This window comes from Verrucomicrobiota bacterium (assembly GCA_016200005.1).
Classification (GTDB): domain Bacteria; phylum Verrucomicrobiota; class Verrucomicrobiia; order Limisphaerales; family PALSA-1396; genus PALSA-1396.
Genome location: JACQFP010000064.1, coordinates 150,741 through 167,989 on the forward strand (window position 1 = coordinate 150,741; position 17,249 = coordinate 167,989).

At 57.7% G+C, this 17,249-nt stretch carries 15 protein-coding genes and 1 tRNA gene; 15 read left to right on the plus strand and 1 reads right to left on the minus strand.

Going from position 1 to position 17,249, the window contains the following annotated elements; translation table 11 throughout:
- Nucleotides 1–176: 176 nt before the first annotated feature.
- The 6 genes from HY298_22035 to HY298_22060 all read left to right on the plus strand — a co-directional run bounded on the left by HY298_22035 (nucleotide 177) and on the right by HY298_22060 (nucleotide 3,630).
- Nucleotides 177–821: a LemA family protein gene (locus tag HY298_22035; GenBank protein MBI3852944.1), complete on the plus strand. Its 645-nt coding sequence runs from the start codon at nucleotides 177–179 to the stop codon at nucleotides 819–821.
- Nucleotides 822–1,155: 334 nt separating this feature from the next.
- The gene (locus HY298_22040; protein ID MBI3852945.1) at nucleotides 1,156–1,920 is read left to right on the plus strand and encodes a TPM domain-containing protein; all 765 of its coding nucleotides are present in this window, start codon (nucleotides 1,156–1,158) and stop codon (nucleotides 1,918–1,920) included.
- Nucleotides 1,921–1,924: 4 nt separating this feature from the next.
- Entirely contained in the window at nucleotides 1,925–2,359 is a 435-nt protein-coding gene (locus HY298_22045) for a TPM domain-containing protein (GenBank protein MBI3852946.1), read from the plus strand.
- A 161-nt stretch (nucleotides 2,360–2,520) separates the two neighbouring features.
- A complete protein-coding gene (locus HY298_22050) occupies nucleotides 2,521–2,811 on the plus strand; it encodes a hypothetical protein (protein ID MBI3852947.1) in 291 nt (96 codons plus the stop codon).
- A gap of 124 nt (nucleotides 2,812–2,935) precedes the next feature.
- Nucleotides 2,936–3,475: a zeta toxin family protein gene (locus tag HY298_22055; protein ID MBI3852948.1), complete on the plus strand. Its 540-nt coding sequence runs from the start codon at nucleotides 2,936–2,938 to the stop codon at nucleotides 3,473–3,475.
- Nucleotides 3,472–3,630, plus strand: a complete 159-nt coding sequence (locus tag HY298_22060; GenBank protein ID MBI3852949.1) for a hypothetical protein — start codon at nucleotides 3,472–3,474, stop codon at nucleotides 3,628–3,630. Before HY298_22055 ends, HY298_22060 begins: the two co-directional genes overlap by 4 nt.
- 66 nt (nucleotides 3,631–3,696) lie before the next feature.
- Here HY298_22060 and HY298_22065 read toward each other — a convergent pair whose 3' ends face one another.
- Nucleotides 3,697–8,283: a ThuA domain-containing protein gene (locus tag HY298_22065; GenBank protein MBI3852950.1), complete on the minus strand. Its 4,587-nt coding sequence runs from the start codon at nucleotides 8,281–8,283 to the stop codon at nucleotides 3,697–3,699.
- 226 nt (nucleotides 8,284–8,509) lie between these two features.
- Here HY298_22065 and HY298_22070 point away from each other — a divergent pair, with 226 nt between their 5' ends.
- The 9 genes from HY298_22070 (at nucleotide 8,510) to HY298_22110 (ending at nucleotide 17,074) form a co-directional block, all read left to right on the plus strand.
- The gene (locus tag HY298_22070) at nucleotides 8,510–9,514 is read left to right on the plus strand and encodes a DUF3179 domain-containing protein (protein MBI3852951.1); all 1,005 of its coding nucleotides are present in this window, start codon (nucleotides 8,510–8,512) and stop codon (nucleotides 9,512–9,514) included.
- Nucleotides 9,498–10,589: a hypothetical protein gene (locus HY298_22075; GenBank protein MBI3852952.1), complete on the plus strand. Its 1,092-nt coding sequence runs from the start codon at nucleotides 9,498–9,500 to the stop codon at nucleotides 10,587–10,589. Before HY298_22070 ends, HY298_22075 begins: the two co-directional genes overlap by 17 nt.
- 275 nt (nucleotides 10,590–10,864) lie before the next feature.
- A complete protein-coding gene (locus tag HY298_22080; GenBank protein ID MBI3852953.1) occupies nucleotides 10,865–11,038 on the plus strand; it encodes a SelT/SelW/SelH family protein in 174 nt (57 codons plus the stop codon).
- 158 nt (nucleotides 11,039–11,196) lie between these two features.
- A tRNA-Sec gene (locus HY298_22085) sits at nucleotides 11,197–11,293 on the plus strand.
- Nucleotides 11,294–11,415: 122 nt separating this feature from the next.
- Nucleotides 11,416–12,468: a selenide, water dikinase SelD gene (gene selD, locus HY298_22090; protein ID MBI3852954.1), complete on the plus strand. Its 1,053-nt coding sequence runs from the start codon at nucleotides 11,416–11,418 to the stop codon at nucleotides 12,466–12,468.
- The gene (locus HY298_22095) at nucleotides 12,465–13,868 is read left to right on the plus strand and encodes an L-seryl-tRNA(Sec) selenium transferase (protein ID MBI3852955.1); all 1,404 of its coding nucleotides are present in this window, start codon (nucleotides 12,465–12,467) and stop codon (nucleotides 13,866–13,868) included. Before selD ends, HY298_22095 begins: the two co-directional genes overlap by 4 nt.
- Nucleotides 13,865–15,886, plus strand: coding sequence for a SelB C-terminal domain-containing protein (locus HY298_22100; protein MBI3852956.1), 2,022 nt, complete (start codon nucleotides 13,865–13,867; stop codon nucleotides 15,884–15,886). The genes HY298_22095 and HY298_22100 overlap by 4 nt, the downstream gene beginning before the upstream one ends.
- Before the next feature lie 39 nt (nucleotides 15,887–15,925).
- Nucleotides 15,926–16,762, plus strand: coding sequence for a redoxin domain-containing protein (locus tag HY298_22105; GenBank protein ID MBI3852957.1), 837 nt, complete (start codon nucleotides 15,926–15,928; stop codon nucleotides 16,760–16,762).
- Between the two features lie 39 nt (nucleotides 16,763–16,801).
- Nucleotides 16,802–17,074 (plus strand): redoxin domain-containing protein, encoded by a 273-nt coding sequence (locus HY298_22110; GenBank protein MBI3852958.1) that lies wholly within the window; start codon nucleotides 16,802–16,804, stop codon nucleotides 17,072–17,074.
- Nucleotides 17,075–17,249: the final 175 nt, after the last annotated feature.

Consider the following 17,249-nt stretch of genomic DNA (forward strand, 5'->3'; position numbering starts at 1 on the left):
GTCGTGCATGATGGGTTTCTACAACTGGGGCTGTTAGCATGGGGTTATGAAACCAGACTTGCGAACTTCCATCAAGGACTATCCGCGTGGCGCAAATCCTATAATCAAGAGCCGGTATTGTAATTGCCCGGCGGCACGGCGAATCGTATTGTCGGCTCAAACTTAAATTTAATTCCATGAAAAAACTTGGCATTGGATGCGGAATTCTGGCGGTGCTCGGCGGCATCGTATTGATTTTGATTCTCGTCGCGGGTTTCGGCTACAATCGGCTCGTCAAGCTGTCGCAAGGGGTCGATAAGCAATGGGCGCAGGTGCAGAACGTCTATCAACGGCGCGCCGATCTCATTCCCAACCTGGTCGCCACCGTGTCCGGCGCGGCAAACTTTGAAAAATCGACGCTTATCGAAATAACCGACGCGCGCGCGTCGGTCGGCAAAGTTCAACTCGGCGGCAACGCGCCCACCGACGCCGCCCAGCTCGCCGAATTTGAAAAGGCGCAGGGACAGCTTTCCTCCGCCGTGTCCCGCCTGCTGGTGGTGGTGGAGCGCTATCCCGACCTGAAAGCCAACTCAAATTTTCTCAGCCTGCAAGCGCAGTTGGAAGGCACGGAGAACCGGATCAGCGTGGAGCGAGGGCGCTTCAACGAAGCAGTGCAAGCTTACAACACGGCAATCAAATCGTTCCCGGAAATGTTCTATGCCGCGGCGCTCGGTTTCAAAGAGAAACCGTACTTCACCGCGACGCCGGGTTCGGAAACACCGCCCAAAGTACAATTTGATTTCGGGAAGCCGGCACCGTCGGCTGCTCCGGTTAAACAATGACAATCAATGCCGCAAAACCGACTGACAAAGGTTTATTTGATACGTTTCCCCTCCCGATGAACTTCGTAGCAGCGGACGTGAGTCCGCTCCATCAACAAACGAAGGGAGTTAGAGCCGACTCACGTCGGCTGCTACGGCTCCGCGTCTGTACGGAAAAGCCGTTTGGAGTCCCGGCTTTAGCCGGCGAGCACGACCATTACACGCTAGAGCGTGGACACCCAGCGGGTTTCCGCACGTTCGGTGCCCACGCTTTAGCGTGCCTTGGCCTTATTTCAACAGCCGTGGGGTCGGGGTGAGGGCGAGTGTGTTTCATGCAATTCTACTTTTCAATCCGATGAAACGCTTCTGCCTCATTGTCGGTTTGCTCTGGTCATTCGGCCTCGCGGCGGTTGAGGTGATTCCGCCCGCGCCAGCACGGTACTTCAACGACTACGCTCAGGTTGTTTCAGCGGCAACGGCAGATCGGCTGAACAAAACGCTGGAGGATTTCGAGAAGACGAGTTCCAGCCAGATCGTGGTCGCCGTTTTTCCGAAGATGCAGTCAGACTCGTCGATTGAAGATTACACCGTGCGCGTGGCCCAAGCGTGGAAAGTCGGACAAAAAGGGAAAAGCAATGGCGCGGTGCTGTTTGTTTTCATTCAAGACCGCAAGATGTTTTTGCAAGTCGGTTACGGATTGGAAGGCGCGCTGCCCGACGCGCTTTGCAAACAAATCATCGAATACGAGATCAAACCGCACTTCAAGTCGGGCGATTTCGATGGCGGGTTGAGCGCGGGTGTGGCCGCCATTCTTGCGGCGACACGCGGTGAATACAAAGGCACGGGGCAGACGGTCGCGGAATCAAGCGGTGCTACTCCGGCGCTTTTCTTCCTGCTCTTCTTTGGCGTATTTGGTCTGATCGTTCTTTTCGCTATTGTTGGTTTCATCCGCCGTGTCGGACATACAATCTTTAGCGGAGGCGGATGGTCAAGCGGCGGTGGATGGTCGGGCTGGAGCAGTGGTTCGAGCGGCGGTGGCGGTTGGAGTGGCGGCGGGGGTGGCGGCTTCTCCGGTGGCGGCGGAAGTTTTGGCGGCGGCGGCGCGGGAGGCAGTTGGTAAGTTTATGAGAGCACAGGAATTTCTAAACCAGCTTCAGCACGACGACATTGTCGCCGCGATCCGGAAGGCCGAGGGGAAGACTTCCGGCGAGATCCGCGTGCTGGTCAGCCACAAGAAACTGGTCGATCCGATGGCGGCGGCCCAAAGAGCGTTCCTGCGGATGGGCATGACCAAAACCAAGCGGAAGAATGCCGTGCTGATCTTCGTCGCGCCGAGATCGAGAAACTTTGCCATCATCGGCGACCAGGGAGTGCACAGCCGCTGCGGCGACGCATTTTGGCGGGGAGTCAGGGACGAAATGACCACGCACTTTCGCAAAGCGGAATTCACTCAGGCCATTCTGCACGGCATTCGCAAGGCCGGCGATTTGCTCGCACAACATTTTCCGCGGAGACCGGATGACCGGAACGAACTCTCGGAGGAAGTGGCCGGAGATTAATCTAACGTTGTCAAATTCGCTGGCGCGTCGCCGTGACTGCTGATTGAACCTGCCGCTTTTGAACAGACGGCGAACCAGATATTCAACCCCGATCAAAGACGCGGATTCAGTTTTGAGCGTTTCTTCAACCGGTATTGTCAAATCGACAAGGACTTCGATGTATGAGCAGGCTCACAAAAGTCTTACTGGAACTCACGATTGCCAACACCGTGATGGCGGTTTTGTTTGTGCCCGACATTATTGATGTCAGCAGCGTTCCCAGCCTTTACGTAACCTTCCCGCTCGCCGTAATCTTTTTTTGTTCATTTTTGATTGCCCTCGCGTTGGAGAAGGAAGTCGCCATGTTCGATGCGGAGCAACGTGAACATCAGCGTCACGCCGCACCAAACGACCGTCCAGAATCGGCAGATTCATTTCACGGTCACACAGACCACGAACCAATGAGGGCCTGACCCCAACCCTCAATTAGCTGACTGAAAAAAAGTCGCGGTGTCTGCCGCAACGAGAACCATTAGGCGAAGTCCCATCACGATTTGGTTTGCATGCTAATTCAATTTCCAATTCATTGACGACGGTTTGAACTCAGAAAAAGGACAGCAATTAAAATCACCTCGCTGCATTGTCATCGCTGGGCCAAATGGTGCGGGCAAAACAACCTTCGCCCGGGAGTTTCTGCCAAGAGACGCGGGTGTGGTTCATTTCGTGAATGCCGACCTGCTCGCTGCCGGTTTGTCCCCTCTTCGTCCGGAATTGGCGGCGCTGGCTGCTGGTCGTTTGCTTCTCAAAGAACTTGACCGGCTCGCCAAAGGGCGACTCGACTTCGCCTTTGAGAGCACATTAAGCGGATTGACTTACTTGAGCCGGCTCAAGCGTTGGAAAGCGGCCGGCTACCGAGTCGAAATGATATTCCTCCGGCTTTCCTCACCGCAGCTCGCCTTGCACCGCATAGCCGCCCGCGTGAAACAAGGCGGCCATGACGTGCCACGCGCCGATGTCCTGCGACGGTTTGATCGCGGTTGGAAGAATTTCGCGGCCGCCTACCGGTTGCAAACCGACGCTTGGACAGTGTATGATAATTCCGGCGATAGGCCCGAACTGTTGGAGAGAAAGATATGAGAGCAAAAAATAACAAGCACGACTCCAAGGATTTTTCGGCTGCGGTTGGACGCGCGCTTCGGCGTGCGGCAAAAGTCGCTCGCAAAACCGCTCGGATGCACGGCACGCCTATCTATGTCTGGCGTGGGGGCAAAGTCGTCGCTGAAAAACCTTGAAGGGGTATCCGCAAGGCGGGCGATTTTCTGGCGCGACATTTTTCGCGACGAACCGACGACCGAAGCTTACTGATAAGTCATCACAACATTTGTGCCGAGGAGCTGGATGTTCGTAATCCGCGTCGAGATTGTGGAACGGAGGCGATAGAAGCGTGTGGTGGTAGTTTGCGGAATGGTGATGGTTTTAGCACCTAAGTTAATGGAGGCGGCGCCGTCGTCCGCGAAAGTGCCGTTCGCGGTGACAGCCGATTGGAGGAAGACCGGCGTGTTGGTGCTGGTGGCGGCAAAAGTGAAATAGTTGTAATTGCCCACTGTTCCGTTGGCCCCGGTGGTGTCGAGCGCCAGCCGGATCACATGCTGGCCCGCGCTGATGGCGAGGTTGGTTTTTGTCATCGTGGTCCAGGTTTGCCAGCCGCCAGTGTCGTTCATCGTCATGGTGCCGGTTTTGTTCACGCCCTCAATTTCAATGTGGAAAGTGCCGGCGTTCCCCATCGAAGCGACGCGCACGCCAAGGGAATAAATCCCATCCACCGTGGCGTTGACGGTGTACTTCAGCCATTCTCCGCCGGCCGTGAAGCCGACGTTGTAACCGCCACCGGTGTCCGCCGTGTTTTCGATGTCCACACTGGTGTTGCGATATTGACCGCCGTTGTTCGCAGTATCGGTGTCGTGAAAAGCGAAGCCTTCACCACCACCGTCGAAATCTTCCGCCTGAATTTTTCCGGGGATGCTTTGCGGCAAACCGAAGAAAGGTGCCTCGCCGTTGATGACCGAGATGTTGACCGGGGCAGACATTGCCGTCAGGCCTACGTTGTCGGTCGCGCGCGCGGTCAGGGTGTAAAAGCCGACCGGCACGTTGGTCCAGAGAACGCTGAATGGACTGGCTGTATCGGTACCGATTGGGTTGCCGTTGGCAAAGACCTCAACCTTGCTGACCGAACCGTCGGCGTCCGTGGCGGTGGCGTTGAGCGTGATGTTCGCGGGCGCAGAGAAGGTCGCGCTGTTTGCGGGATTGGTGATGGTGACGGACGGCGGGTTATTGCTGCTGATGAAGGTAAAACGCAGGTAATTGAAATTGGCCACCAGACCGCTGCCGCCGTTGCTGTCCATGGCCAGCCGCGTCACCTGCTGGCCCGCATTCAATGGCACATTGAGTTTTACCATCGTGAACCAGTTCTGCCAGCCGCCGGTGTCGGGAAAGTCCAACGGGCCGGTCTTGTCCACGCCGTCGAACTCGACGTGCGCAATCCCGCCATCGCCCGTCGAGGTAAACCGCGCTTCAAGCGTGTAGAGGCCCGACGTGGCGACATTGACGGTGTACTCCATCCACTCACCGCCTTCGACCCAACCCACATTGTAACCGCCGCCGACATCGGTAGTGCTCTGGATGTCCACACCGTCGCTAAGGCGATACTCGACGCCGTTGTTCGACGGATCGTTGTCGTGGTAGGCGACGCCTTCGCCGCCGTTGTCAAAATTCTCCGTTTCAATTGTGCCGGGGATAGGCAACGGCGTTCCGCTGAAAGGAGTTTGATTCAATGAGACTCCGTTGCCTTGAAATTCCAGCCAATTCAAGACGAACAAGCCGGCGTCACCGGAATTACGGAGAAAAACGAAGAAGAGTTCGTGTGTTCCGCCGGAATTGGTGATGGCAGCGGTCACGTTGGTGTAACTGCCGCCGGTGACGGGAATGTTTGCTGTGCTGATCAGTGCGCCGCCCGGCGAATCCATGTGGACCTCGATGCGTCCACCGAGTCCGCCCGCAGCGACGCGATAAATGACGGCGTTGATGTTAGTCAGATTCATCGGCGAGAACGAAATGTAATCGCCGTGATCGATGCCAACGATATCCAGTCCGCCGCCATTGGGGTCGCTCGTCGGTTGCGTGAGCACGCCGCTGCCGGTCGTGAAGAACTCAGCCTGTTTGTGTTTGGGTTGGAGAACATAAGTCGTGCGCCCAGTCAGGGGCGACACATTCGGCGCACCGTTGTCGGTGTAGCTGCCGGCCAGCACAAGAAACAGATTATCCGCGTCGGAATCGGTGTTGATCGGCGCAACGATTTGACCGGCGCAACCGGAGAACTGACCTTGCGGATGCGCGTGATCGTTGTGGCCCAGCGACGGCTCGAGAATCACGCTCGAACAGGGAATTGTTCCATTGGTCGTGCTGCCGTCCTCAACATCGGAGACAGCCAACTGGTAACGGATCGCTTCGCCCCAATTAAAGAACGCGCCGTTCGGCGGTTGTTGAATCGTCACCACCGGTTTGTTGTTACCAGCCCAGATTGGAACATTGGCGATGGTTTGACTGCCTTGTGAATCAGTAACGGTGAGTTGAGCAGTGTAGTTGCCCGCATTTGTGTAGGTGAAGGCCGGGTTGGCGGCGGTCGAATTCGTTGAGCCATTGCCAAAGAAACTCCAGGCCAACGTGATGACATCGTTCGTATCGTGATCAAACGAACCAGCGCTGGAAAACTGGATCATCAAGGGCACGGAGCCGTTGTCGGGTGTTGCGCTCGCCACGGCCACCGGCGCGCGATTGCCGCCGACGTAATCAATGCGGATGACTTTGGCATCGGTGTTCCCGCCGCCGAAGCCGTTGCCCCACTCCAGCATGTAAATCGCGCCGTCCGGGCCGATCTCCATGTCCATCGGACGCGTGAAAGTGAAGCTCGGCAGGAACGGATTGATCTTCAGAACATTCCCGCTGTCATCGAGCTTCACTTCCTTGATGAAGTTACGCGACCATTCGTAGATGAAAACGGTGTTGTCGTAATAGCGCGGCAATTTGCGGGAGGAGACGAGATTGGATTGATAGAGATAAACCGGGCCGCCCATGGCCGTGCGCCCTCCCCCGCCGTTCACTTCAGGAAATTCTGTGGACGCAGCGTACGGGTACCAGATCCAGGCCGACCGCGCCACCGGCAGATTGGTCGCGCCGGTGTTGTTCGGAGAATTATTCACGGGCGCGCTGGGATTGAACGCAGCGCCGGAGACGCCGGTATCGAAGTTGTAATCGATGTAGGGTTTATTGTCTCCGACGAAGTAGGGCCAGCCGTAATTGCCGGCACTCCGCGCCTGATTCCATTCATCCAAACCCGCCGGGCCTCGTGACGCATTGGCAACGTTGGCATCCGGACCGACCTCACCCCAATACAGCCACCCGGTAGCTGAATCGACGGCGATGCGAAACGGATTGCGGTTGCCCATGACATAGATTTCGGGCTTGCCGGATGATCCGTTAGTGGGAAACAAATTGCCCGCAGGGATTGTGTAAGTTCCGTTCGTCTCCGGATGAATGCGCAATATTTTTCCACGGAGGTCGTTGGCGTTGGACGCAGACTTCTGCGCGTCCCAGGCAGAACGACCGGGCCGTTCGTCAATCGGTGCGTAGCCGCTTGAATCAAATGGATTCGTGTTATCGCCAACCGAGGCAAACAGATTGCCGCCCGGCCCAAAGGTCAGCGAGCCGCCGGAATGACAGCACTCGTCGCGTTGCGTGGGAACGATCAGCAGGATTTTCTCGGAACTCAAGTCCAGCGTGTCGCCCACCATCGTAAAACGCGAGATGTGCTGTTCGGGCGTCGAGCCTGCCGGGGAATAGAAAAGATAAAGCCAGTTGTTCGTCGCGAAACCGGGATCAAGCGTCAAGCCCAGCAAGCCGTCCTCAATCGTTGTGGACACAGCGATCTGTCCGGCGATCACGATGGAAGAGTTTTGCGGTTTGTAAATTTTAAGTTTGCCGCCACGCTCGATGTAAAACACGCGGCCGTCCGGCGCGACGGCCAGTTCCATCGGGTCGGCGGGAGTGGCGTCGAGAATGACCTTTTGATAATTCGAATCAATTGTCGCGCCACAATCCGCCGGCTTCACGCCCGCGGCGAATTCAATTCCGCCCACGATGTGCGCGAGAAACAAGGGTTCGGAGAAACTCTCCGGTGTATGGCCTCCCGCCGTGTACCAGGCGCGACCGCCGTCGTATTCATGACACCAGGCGATGGGATGATCGAAGCCCATGGTGCCGCCGGAATAGGTGGTCTCGTCCACTGTGGCCAGCACGTGAACAGTGCCGCGCGGATTGGTCTGGAAATTATACCACTCATCCGTCCGCACCCAACGCTTCGGCAACGACGTCGTCGAAGGATGAATCTGATCCGCCACCTTGATCGTGGCCACGGGCGTGCCGGCAGGATGGCTGGCAAAATATGCGCTGACCAATCCGCCGTACCAAGGCCAACCATATTCAGTGTCCGCCGCGGCATGAATTCCTACAAAGCCGCCGCCCGCTTCGATGTAACGCTCGAACGCCGCCTGCTGGTTCGCATCCAGAATATCTCCCGTCGTGCTGAGGAAAACGACCGCCTTGAATTGCGCCAGGTTCGCGCCGGTGAAGACGGTTGAATCCTCGGATGCATCGACAGAAAAATTATTGGTCGCGCCCAGAGTTTGAATGGCGGCAATGCCATTGGTGATCGAATCGTGCCGGAAGCCCGCGGTCTTGGAAAACACTAGAACTTTGTAAGGCGTCGCCTGCGCGCGTATCGAGCCGAAGAAGAGAAAAAAGAGCAGCGCAACCCAATTGACTTGGCAAAGAAGAAGCCTGTGCGTCTGCACCAGAGGCGAACCGACCACCATTAAACTGCGGCACTTCATTTGTTCCCGGATGCCAACAACCTTAGCGCAAGCACTGATAGCTTGCAATCCATCTCCAGGCCCTAACGATGCTGATCGACCAACCCCTCACCTCACCCTCTCCCCATCGGATGGGGAGAGCGAAGGGGTGAGGGGCCATCCGGTAATTAATTTTGGCGAACAAGCTCGCCTGTTTCTGTCCCGCAATAACCTTGAAACACCGCATGATTGGTCGTAAAGTTGGCCCATGAAATCCGGACGTTTTCTCTTTCGGTCAGCCGTTTTGGTTTCGTTAGTCCTCGCTCAAATGTCCGCGCTCGCCGCTGAATCGTTGCCAGGAGTTCTTCCCAAACCCGGCCTGTTCAAGTCGTTGACGGAACCACCCTGCTCCTATGCTTCGACCCAAAACCGCAAAGGATTCATTCGGAACGATGATCGTGTTATCGCTTGGATTCGTGGTGCCCACAACGGCGGCGCGATTCCCATCCGCCTTTTTCTCTCCGCGCCGCGCGTGATCAACGACACCTACGGACTTTTCTTTTACGATCCGGATGGCGGCTACGTGAGCGCGTTCAAGAAAGATTACGGTTACGAATTTTACGGCTGGCGGCGCGGCGCGATGATCGTCAAGGGCCGCGACGGCACATTGTGGTCGGCCTTGAGCGGACGCGCAATTGATGGACCGAAGAAGGGCGAACGGCTGGAGCGCATTCCCAGCCTGCTGACGGATTGGGGTTACTGGTTGATGCTTCATCCGGAATCGACGGCTTATGATTTGTTCGACGGTAAGAAATATCCCGCCGCTGAGCTTCCATCCGCTTTGAGCGCCGAAGCAAAGGAAACGATGGGGACAGTGGATGCACGTCTAAAACCACAGATGCGCGTTCTGGGCGTGGAACTTGGAGAACTGACGAAAGCTTACCCGTTGGACGGCGCCGGCGAGCGCGCTTGTTTCACTGACATACTCGGCGGCGAATCCATCGCCGTGTTTTGGTATGAACCGACGAAGAGCGCCATCGCGTTCAATGCCAAGCTCCAGGATCGGCAACTGACTTTCTATGCGGATTCAGTTTCGCCGGAAACGGCGCCGTTCAAGGACAAGGAAACCGGAACGCGTTGGACACTGGCCGGGCGCGCAGTGGACGGGCCACTGAAGGGTCAGGAGCTGCTGTGGGTGAGGAGCGTGCAGTGCAATTGGTTCGCGTGGGTCGCCGAATATCCGGACACATTGGTTTATGTTCCATCGAAGTAGCAAGAGCGCGTTTGCTGGTCTTCTCGTTCTCGCGTTTCTGAGCAGCGCAGTCAACGGAGCGCCTGCAACGCCCACCAAACTCAAGGCTGTTCTCATCAGCGCGGCCCAAGCCAGTTCTGAACGATTGCGCAACCTCAAGCGCGACGGATACAACGCCGCCGCGCTCAATCTGGTCGATGGGAGCGGCCAGCCAGAAGAAGAAGCGGCGCGGCGAATCGAAAAATCTGGTCTCGATCTTTACTATTGGATCGAGATCGCTCGCAATCCGACGCTTGCTGATGCGCATCCCGAATGGATGGCGAGTCTGCAAGGCCATCCGGAATGGCGACGCTTCTTTCCGAAGCTGCCAGCGACTAAGACGAACGAGGTGGTCAAAAACTATCCGTGGGTGCCGATGCTTTATCAGGAAACTTTCCCGGTCCACTTGGAACGCGTGAAGCAATTGCTCGCCGACCAACCGACGCCGACAGGAATTTTCCTCAACGACCTTCAAGGCGCGCCATCGGCGTGCGGTTGCGGGCATCCCCTTTGTCGTTGGACGACGGATTATGGCCCGATCAAAACCGCAACCCGTCTCCCCAACGATGCGGCCGCGCGGTTTGTTGCCTCGGTGAAAAAACTCTTGCCCAAGGCAAAGATCGTTCCCGTCTGGACGCCGGAGTGCGAGGAACACGACCTCGACGGGTTGTGCGCGGGCGTTGGCTGCTTCAAAGGCACGTGCTGGCGCGAATTCACCACGCAACTCATGCCGCTCGCGCGAGCAGCCGAAAGCATCGGCGCCTTGCTGCCCTATCGTGAATTCCAACGCGACCTGCCGCTCTACGGTCCGACCGCCGGGTGGATCAAACACGCGTTGAATTCGTTTTCGGAAATGCCACCCAAACGCAACGGCACTGCTGTTCCCGAAAATCATTTGATCGCCGTCCTGCAAGGTTGGGACGTGACCCCGGAACAAATAAGTGCGCAGGTCGCCCGCAGCCAAGAAGCCGGTGCCGCCGGCTACGTTGTCTCGTTGATGAAGATCGATCAAAGTTGGGAGCCGCGAATCGTCAACGCGAACGCGGCCGCCCAGTAGCGCGGGTTTCCAAACCGGCTGTATCGCCGACCTCCCAGTCGGCAGGGCGCAAGCACTCGCACAGCCTGCGGGTTTGGAAACCCGCGACACAGCGGACTTGGAAGTCGGCGCTACGGTGGCAGAATTGGGATGTGACCCTGAACACGTCGTCCACCGTCGCGGTTCTTGACGACCGTTGCAGACTGACCTAGTTTTTCGCCAGTTAAAGAATCATGAGCCTGGAGATTACAATCGAATATTGCAGCGTCTGAAACTACGAGCCACAAGCCGTCGGTCTGACGGAAAAGCTTCTGCGGCTCAAGCAGGACATTCGCTCGTTGAAACTGGTGCCGACCGGTGGCGGTGTGTTTGAGGTCATTGTCAATGGCAAGAAAATCCATTCCAAGTCGCAGACGGGGCAGTTCCCCGACCCCGACGCCATCGTCAAAGCCGTCCGCGCCATGCGGTGATTTTTTTCCGTTCCGTTCCACAAAGTTCGGCCTATTTGCAGTCGAAAAAGAAACATCGAATACCGAACATCCAACATCGAATGTTCAACCAAACAAGTTGCGCGAACTTCGAAGTTGGACGTTGGACGTTGGATGTTGGATGTTCAGCCTGCGTTCCCGGAGAGTGAAGGGTGCCTGGTGGCCCTCGCGGTCTTCAAAACCGTCGTTCCGGCGCTGCGCGTCGGGAGGAGTGTTCGATTCGCTCCCTCTCCGCCATTTTCATTTACGATTTGCGATTTGCGATTGCCGTTTTGAAAAATTCGGGTCAGCGGCTCCTCTGACTCTTCAAATCGTAAATCACAAATCACAAATCGTAAATCCGAAGGGAGGTGAGCCGCATGTCGCGTGAACAGATTCTCAAACTGACCTCGCTTTCGTCCTGTGCCGGTTGAGCTTCCAAACTCAGCCAAAAGGCTCTGGCGCAAGTTTTGCGTCAGCTTCCGCAGTTGCGCGATCCGAACCTGCTCGTCGGCGCGGCCACCGCCGATGACGCGGGCGTCTATCGCATCGACCGCGATCGCGCGCTCGTGCAAACGGTGGACTTTTTCACGCCCATCGTGGACGACCCTTTTGTGTACGGACAGATTGCCGCGGCCAATGCGCTTTCCGATGTCTATGCGATGGGAGGCCGTCCGCTCACGGCATTGAACATTATGGGCATTCCAACTGATTTTGTTCCGCCAAAGATTATCAACGCCATTCTGCGCGGCGGGGCGGCGAAAACAAAAGAAGCCGGCTGCGTGCTCGTCGGCGGCCATAGCATTCGCAATCCCGAACCCGTTTACGGATTGTCGGTCACCGGCATGGTTTCGCCGCGACGCATGATCACCAATGCCAACGCGCAACCCGGCGACCTGCTCGTGCTCACCAAACCGCTCGGCACCGGCATCGTGACCACCGGTATCAAACGAAACCTGACCTCCCCTGCCCTTGCGAACAAAGCCATCCGCTCCATGTGCCGGCTCAATACCATCGGTACCGAGCTTGCCGAACGCGGCTTGGTTCGCGCCGGCACAGACGTGACCGGCTTCGGTTTGCTGGGTCATCTCGGTTCATTGTGCCGAGCCAGCGGTGTCGGCGCAGAAATCGACGCCGCCCAATTGCCGGTCATTGGCAAGGAAGTTTTTGATTTGATTGCGAAAGACTGCATTCCCGGCGGCAGCCACGAAAATTTGAAAGCAGCCAATGAATTCACCGAATGGGATGGCGTCAGCGACGAGCAAAAGTTTCTCGCTACCGACGCGCAGACCAGCGGAGGTTTGTTGCTCTGCGTGACACCTCGACATTTGGAGAAGGTGCTTAAACTCTTGAAGTCACGCCGCGCGCCGTGCGCCGTCGTCATCGGGAAAATCGTGCCCACTGCAAGATGCAGAGTTCACGTCAAATCATGAAGGCATCGTTGTTGCGTGCCATCCCTGCCGTCGAGAAGGTCCTCCAAGCGCTCGTCGATGCCGACCTGCCGCGTCCTGTGGTCGTCTGCGTGGTTCGCCGGGAACTGAATGCACTGCGCGCGGAGAAAAAAATCCCTGACTTCGACGCCGTGCTTGCGCGTGTCCGCTCCGCTCTCGACACTTTACGCACGGCGCGCATTCAACCCGTCATCAATGGCACGGGCATCATCCTCCACACGAACTTGGGACGCGCACCGCTCGGCCCGGCAGTCGTCGAGACTCTTCAAACCATCGCCGCCAATTACAACAATTTGGAATACGACCTCACCGGCGGCGAACGCGGCGGGCGCGCCGCTTATCTCGAACACAATCTCGCGTTGCTCTGCGGCGCGGAAGCCGCCACCGTCGTCAACAACTGCGCCGCGGCGCTGGTGCTCATTCTCCGCCATTTCACTTCGGGTGAGCGCAAGCAAGTCATCATCTCCCGCGGCGAATTGATTCAGATTGGCGGCGGGTTTCGGATTCCCGAAATTCTCGAAGCCAGCGGCGCAACGCTGCGCGAGGTCGGCACCACGAACAAGACGACGCTCAGCGATTACGCCAAAGCCATCAGTCGTGAAACTGCCATGATCCTCAAAGTTCATCGCAGCAATTTCTTCATGGGCGGTTTTGTGGATTCGCCTTCGACCGAAGAGATCGCCGCACTGGTGCGCAAGAAACGTCTGCCCTTTGTCGAAGACCTCGGCAGCGGCGCGGTGATCGAGACGGAAAAGCTGGCAGACATCGAGCACGAGCCGACGCCCGCTGAAGTGTTGAAACGCGGCGTGAACCTCGTCACGTTCAGCGGCGATAAACTGCTAGGCGGCCCGCAGGCTGGCGTCATCGCGGGCAAAGCAAAGCTGGTCGCGGCGCTCAAACGCGAGCCGTTCTTCCGCGCGTTGCGTTGCGACAAGCTCATCTTAGCCGCGCTACAAACGACGGTGGATGTTTATCTTTCCGCTGGAGTTCAAGCTTCAGCTTGTCCGGACAGGCTGAAGCCTGAACTCCAACTACCCGTGCTGGCCATGCTCCAGGTTTCGAACGACGAACTGCGCGCTCGCGCTGAGAAAATCATCACCGCGCTCAACGGTCTTCCGCTCAAGGTAAGTATCGGTGAAGGCAAAGCGCAAATCGGCGGCGGCACGTTGCCGCGCTCGGTCATTCCGTCCGTCACGATTGATCTTGTGCCGGTCAACATGGCGTTGCCGGAATTCGCCGCGCGACTTCGCACCGGCACACCACCCGTCATCGGCTACATTTCGGGCGGACGATTCAAACTCGATCTACGGACAATTTTTCCTCGGCAGGATGACGAAGTTGTGCAAGCACCTCGTGCCGTTGCGAGCAGTCCGAGTCAATGACTGGAAAACACTTCATCCTTGCCACCGCCGGACACGTGGATCACGGCAAGAGCGCGCTGGTCGAGGCGCTGACGGGAACCGATCCCGAGCGCTTGCCGGAGGAAAAGGCGCGCGGCATCACGATTGACCTCGGCTTCGCACACCTGGAACTTTCAACTCTCAACCTCACGTTTGGAGTTCCGCCTTCAGGCGGTCCGTCCGCAGAACCACCTAAAAGCGGAACTCCAAACGGCCTGACCTTCAACTCTCAACCCTCAACTTTCTCCTGCGGCATCGTCGATGTGCCCGGCCACGAGGATTTCGTGAAGAACATGGTCGCGGGCGTCGGCTCGATTGACCTCGCGCTACTCGTCGTCGCGGCGGACGACGGCTGGATGCCGCAAACGGAGGAGCATTTGCAAATCCTCACGTATCTCGGCGTGACCCGCGCTGTTGTCGCTCTCACTAAAATTGATTTGGTAGAGTCGAACGAAGCTGGGGTCATCAATTCAGTGCGCGAAAAGCTTCACGCCACGCCCATCGCTGAGTCGCCCGTTGTTCCCACCTCTGTTGTGACGGGTCGCGGGTTGGACGAGTTGAAGGAAACACTGCCTCGGGTGCTGGCCGAGACACCAACTCAACGCGACATCGGCAAGCCGCGCCTGCCGGTGGACCGCGTGTTCACCTTGCGCGGCGTCGGCACGGTGGTGACCGGGACGCTCACGGGCGGCGCATTGAGTCGCGGGCAGATGGTGGTCATCCAACCCGCCGGTAAACCGGCGCGCATTCGCACCATTCAAAGTCACAATCGCGACGTTGAATCCAGCCAACCGGGCACGCGCACGGCCTTGAACCTGGTAGACGTCGGCATCGAAGACGTGCGCCGCGGCGACGTGATTACCCTGCCGGAACTGGGCGCAACCAACGATACGCTCGATGTGTGGCTGGAAAAATCGTCGCGGCTGACCGACGGCAAGAGTCTGGCCAAGCGGCCTCTCAAGGATGGCGCCCTGGTGCGCGTTCATCACGGAAGCGGCCAGGGGTCGGCGCGGATTTACTTTCCCGATCAGAAGCAATTATCGCCCGGTGAACGCGCACTGGCTCAACTCCGCTTTGATTCGCCGGTGTTCGCCTTCCTAGGCGATCGTTTCATTGTGCGGGATTGGGCGGAGCAAGCGACACTTGCAGGCGGGGTCGTGCTCGACGCCGACGCCAGCCGGAGTAATGGTCGCAGCGAGAGGCAGCGAAAGTTTTTGGCCAGGCGGGCAGAATCGTGGCGCGACGTTGCCGCGAGTGTCGAAACGCAACTCAAGCGGGACGGTGTGGCGCGGCGCTCCTCCCTCCTGCTCAAATCACGCTTCAGTACAGCGGAAATCGCCGGGGCGGTCGAGAAGCTGGCAGCCAAATGTGACATTATTCCAGCCGGTGAACTGGTTGCGGACGCCGGATGGTGGAATGCGATCCGCCAACGAGCCACGACCGCGATTGACGGCGAGCACAAGGCGCATTCCGACCATGCTGGCCTGCCGCTGAGTTCGCTTCGGACTGCGCTAGGGGGTGAACTTCCTTTGCCGGAAGTTTTCGACGCGCTCGTGGCGGATTTGTGCCGGACAGAATTTGTACCGGTGGGCGTCGCCATCAAACGTGCGACGCATCGGCCCGCGTTGCCACCGGCGCTCCAAGCCGCCGGCGCGAAGTTGCGAGCGGTCCTGGAGGACAGACCATTGGATCCGCCGTCGCGCAAAGAATTGGCCCAGGACGCGCCGACACAACAAGCGCTGCGTTTCCTCATTCAAAGTGGCGAAGCGATTGAAGTGAACGCTGAACTCGTGATGGGCGCTAAGGCAGTGGCTGGGGCGACGGAGATCATCCGAAATTATTTGCGCGAACACCACAAAGCAACTGTGAGTGAACTGCGTCAGGCGCTCGGCACCAGCCGCCGCGTCGTCGTGCCGCTCCTGGAGAAACTGGACCGCGACGGATTAACCCAGCGACAGGGTGATCAACGCGTGTTGCGGCCGCAAAACATTTCGAAATGAGGGTTTGCCTTCTATTCGCGGTTGGTTAGGGTCGTGCACATGGAAGCCACACATTCCATCAGCCTTCGCAATCTCCGCTTCAATACCCGAAACAATGTTCGCTCGTTATCCGGGCCAGCTTTGGGGAGGCTCTTGTCGCTTCTCGCCCTTGCTACTTGGCTGGTGTTTCTGACGCCAGTCAATGCCTCGCCTGCGGGCGCGGCGTATGCGACTTTGGAAAAAGAGTTTCAAGCAGCACAGCAGGAGTACTTCAAAGCGTATGGCGCTGCCAAGACCGACGCAGAGCGCCAGCAGGTGGCGGTGAAATATCCGGATTCGCAGATGTTTGCCGCACGTTTTTTGGAGCTGGCAGAGAAAAATCCCAAGGACCCGGCAGCCGTTGACGCGCTGGTTTGGGTCGCCACGCGGGGCCGTGCTGGCCCGGCATTCGATAAAGCTTTGGACATCCTGAATCGCGAACACCTGCAGAGCGAGAAGATCGGCACGGTTTGCCAGAGTCTGGTTTACTCCGATTCCAAGGCCGCGGAACGACTGCTGCGCGGCGTGATGGAAGAAAATACTCATCACGAAGCGCAAGGGCAGGCGACGTTGAGTCTGGGGCAGTTTCTCAATCGCCGCTCAAAAATGAATGCTTCCGTAGCTGAGAGCAAGGAACCCGAGAAGCTGTTTGAATTGGTGGTTGCGAAATATGCCGACGTTAAAGGCTATCGCGGCACGTTGGCTGATCTCGCCACGGCGGAGTTGTTTGAAATCCGCAATCTCGGCGTCGGCAAGGTGGCGCCCGAGATTGAAGGCGAAGATGTTGAGGGCAAGCATTTCAAACTGAGCGAGTATCGCGGCAAGGTGGTGGTGATTGATTTCTGGGGCGATTGGTGAGGGCCTTGCCGGGCCATGTACCCGCACGAGCGGTCGCTCGTGAAACGACTGGCAGCCAAACCGTTTGCGCTCCTCGGCGTCAACAGCGATCCCAAGCAACATCTCAAGCAGGTCATCAAGAAGGAGAACATGACCTGGCGATCCTGGTGGGACGGTGGCGACACGAGCGGCCCGATTGCCAGCAAATGGAACGTGCACAGTTGGCCGACGACCTACGTTCTCGATGCCAAGGGCGTCATCCGTTTCAAGGATGTCCGCGAGAAAGAAATGGACGAGGCCGTGGACGCACTGCTCAAGGAAATGAGACGTTGAACGGCGACGTGATCAAACTGATTGTACGGGAATGGTAGCAGCCGACGTAAGGAGAACTCCACCAACGCAAAGTTGGAGCTTCGGCGCCATGAACCTGGTAGGGTGACGCTCATCTTGGCTGTGCGGACGCAGCGTGACCGTCTAAGGCTTGGTGCTTGCGAGCCCGTTAAGGAGA

Coding starts and splice junctions, on each gene's coding strand:
- HY298_22065 (MBI3852950.1), bottom strand. CDS start 8,283: ATGAAGTGCCGCAGTTTAATGGTGGTCGGTTCGCCTCTGGTGCAGACG.
- HY298_22045 (MBI3852946.1), top strand. CDS start 1,925: ATGAGAGCACAGGAATTTCTAAACCAGCTTCAGCACGACGACATTGTC.
- HY298_22060 (MBI3852949.1), top strand. CDS start 3,472: ATGAGAGCAAAAAATAACAAGCACGACTCCAAGGATTTTTCGGCTGCG.
- HY298_22095 (MBI3852955.1), top strand. CDS start 12,465: ATGAAGGCATCGTTGTTGCGTGCCATCCCTGCCGTCGAGAAGGTCCTC.
- HY298_22100 (MBI3852956.1), top strand. CDS start 13,865: ATGACTGGAAAACACTTCATCCTTGCCACCGCCGGACACGTGGATCAC.
- HY298_22075 (MBI3852952.1), top strand. CDS start 9,498: ATGTTCCATCGAAGTAGCAAGAGCGCGTTTGCTGGTCTTCTCGTTCTC.
- HY298_22040 (MBI3852945.1), top strand. CDS start 1,156: ATGAAACGCTTCTGCCTCATTGTCGGTTTGCTCTGGTCATTCGGCCTC.
- HY298_22105 (MBI3852957.1), top strand. CDS start 15,926: ATGGAAGCCACACATTCCATCAGCCTTCGCAATCTCCGCTTCAATACC.
- HY298_22035 (MBI3852944.1), top strand. CDS start 177: ATGAAAAAACTTGGCATTGGATGCGGAATTCTGGCGGTGCTCGGCGGC.
- HY298_22070 (MBI3852951.1), top strand. CDS start 8,510: ATGAAATCCGGACGTTTTCTCTTTCGGTCAGCCGTTTTGGTTTCGTTA.
- HY298_22050 (MBI3852947.1), top strand. CDS start 2,521: ATGAGCAGGCTCACAAAAGTCTTACTGGAACTCACGATTGCCAACACC.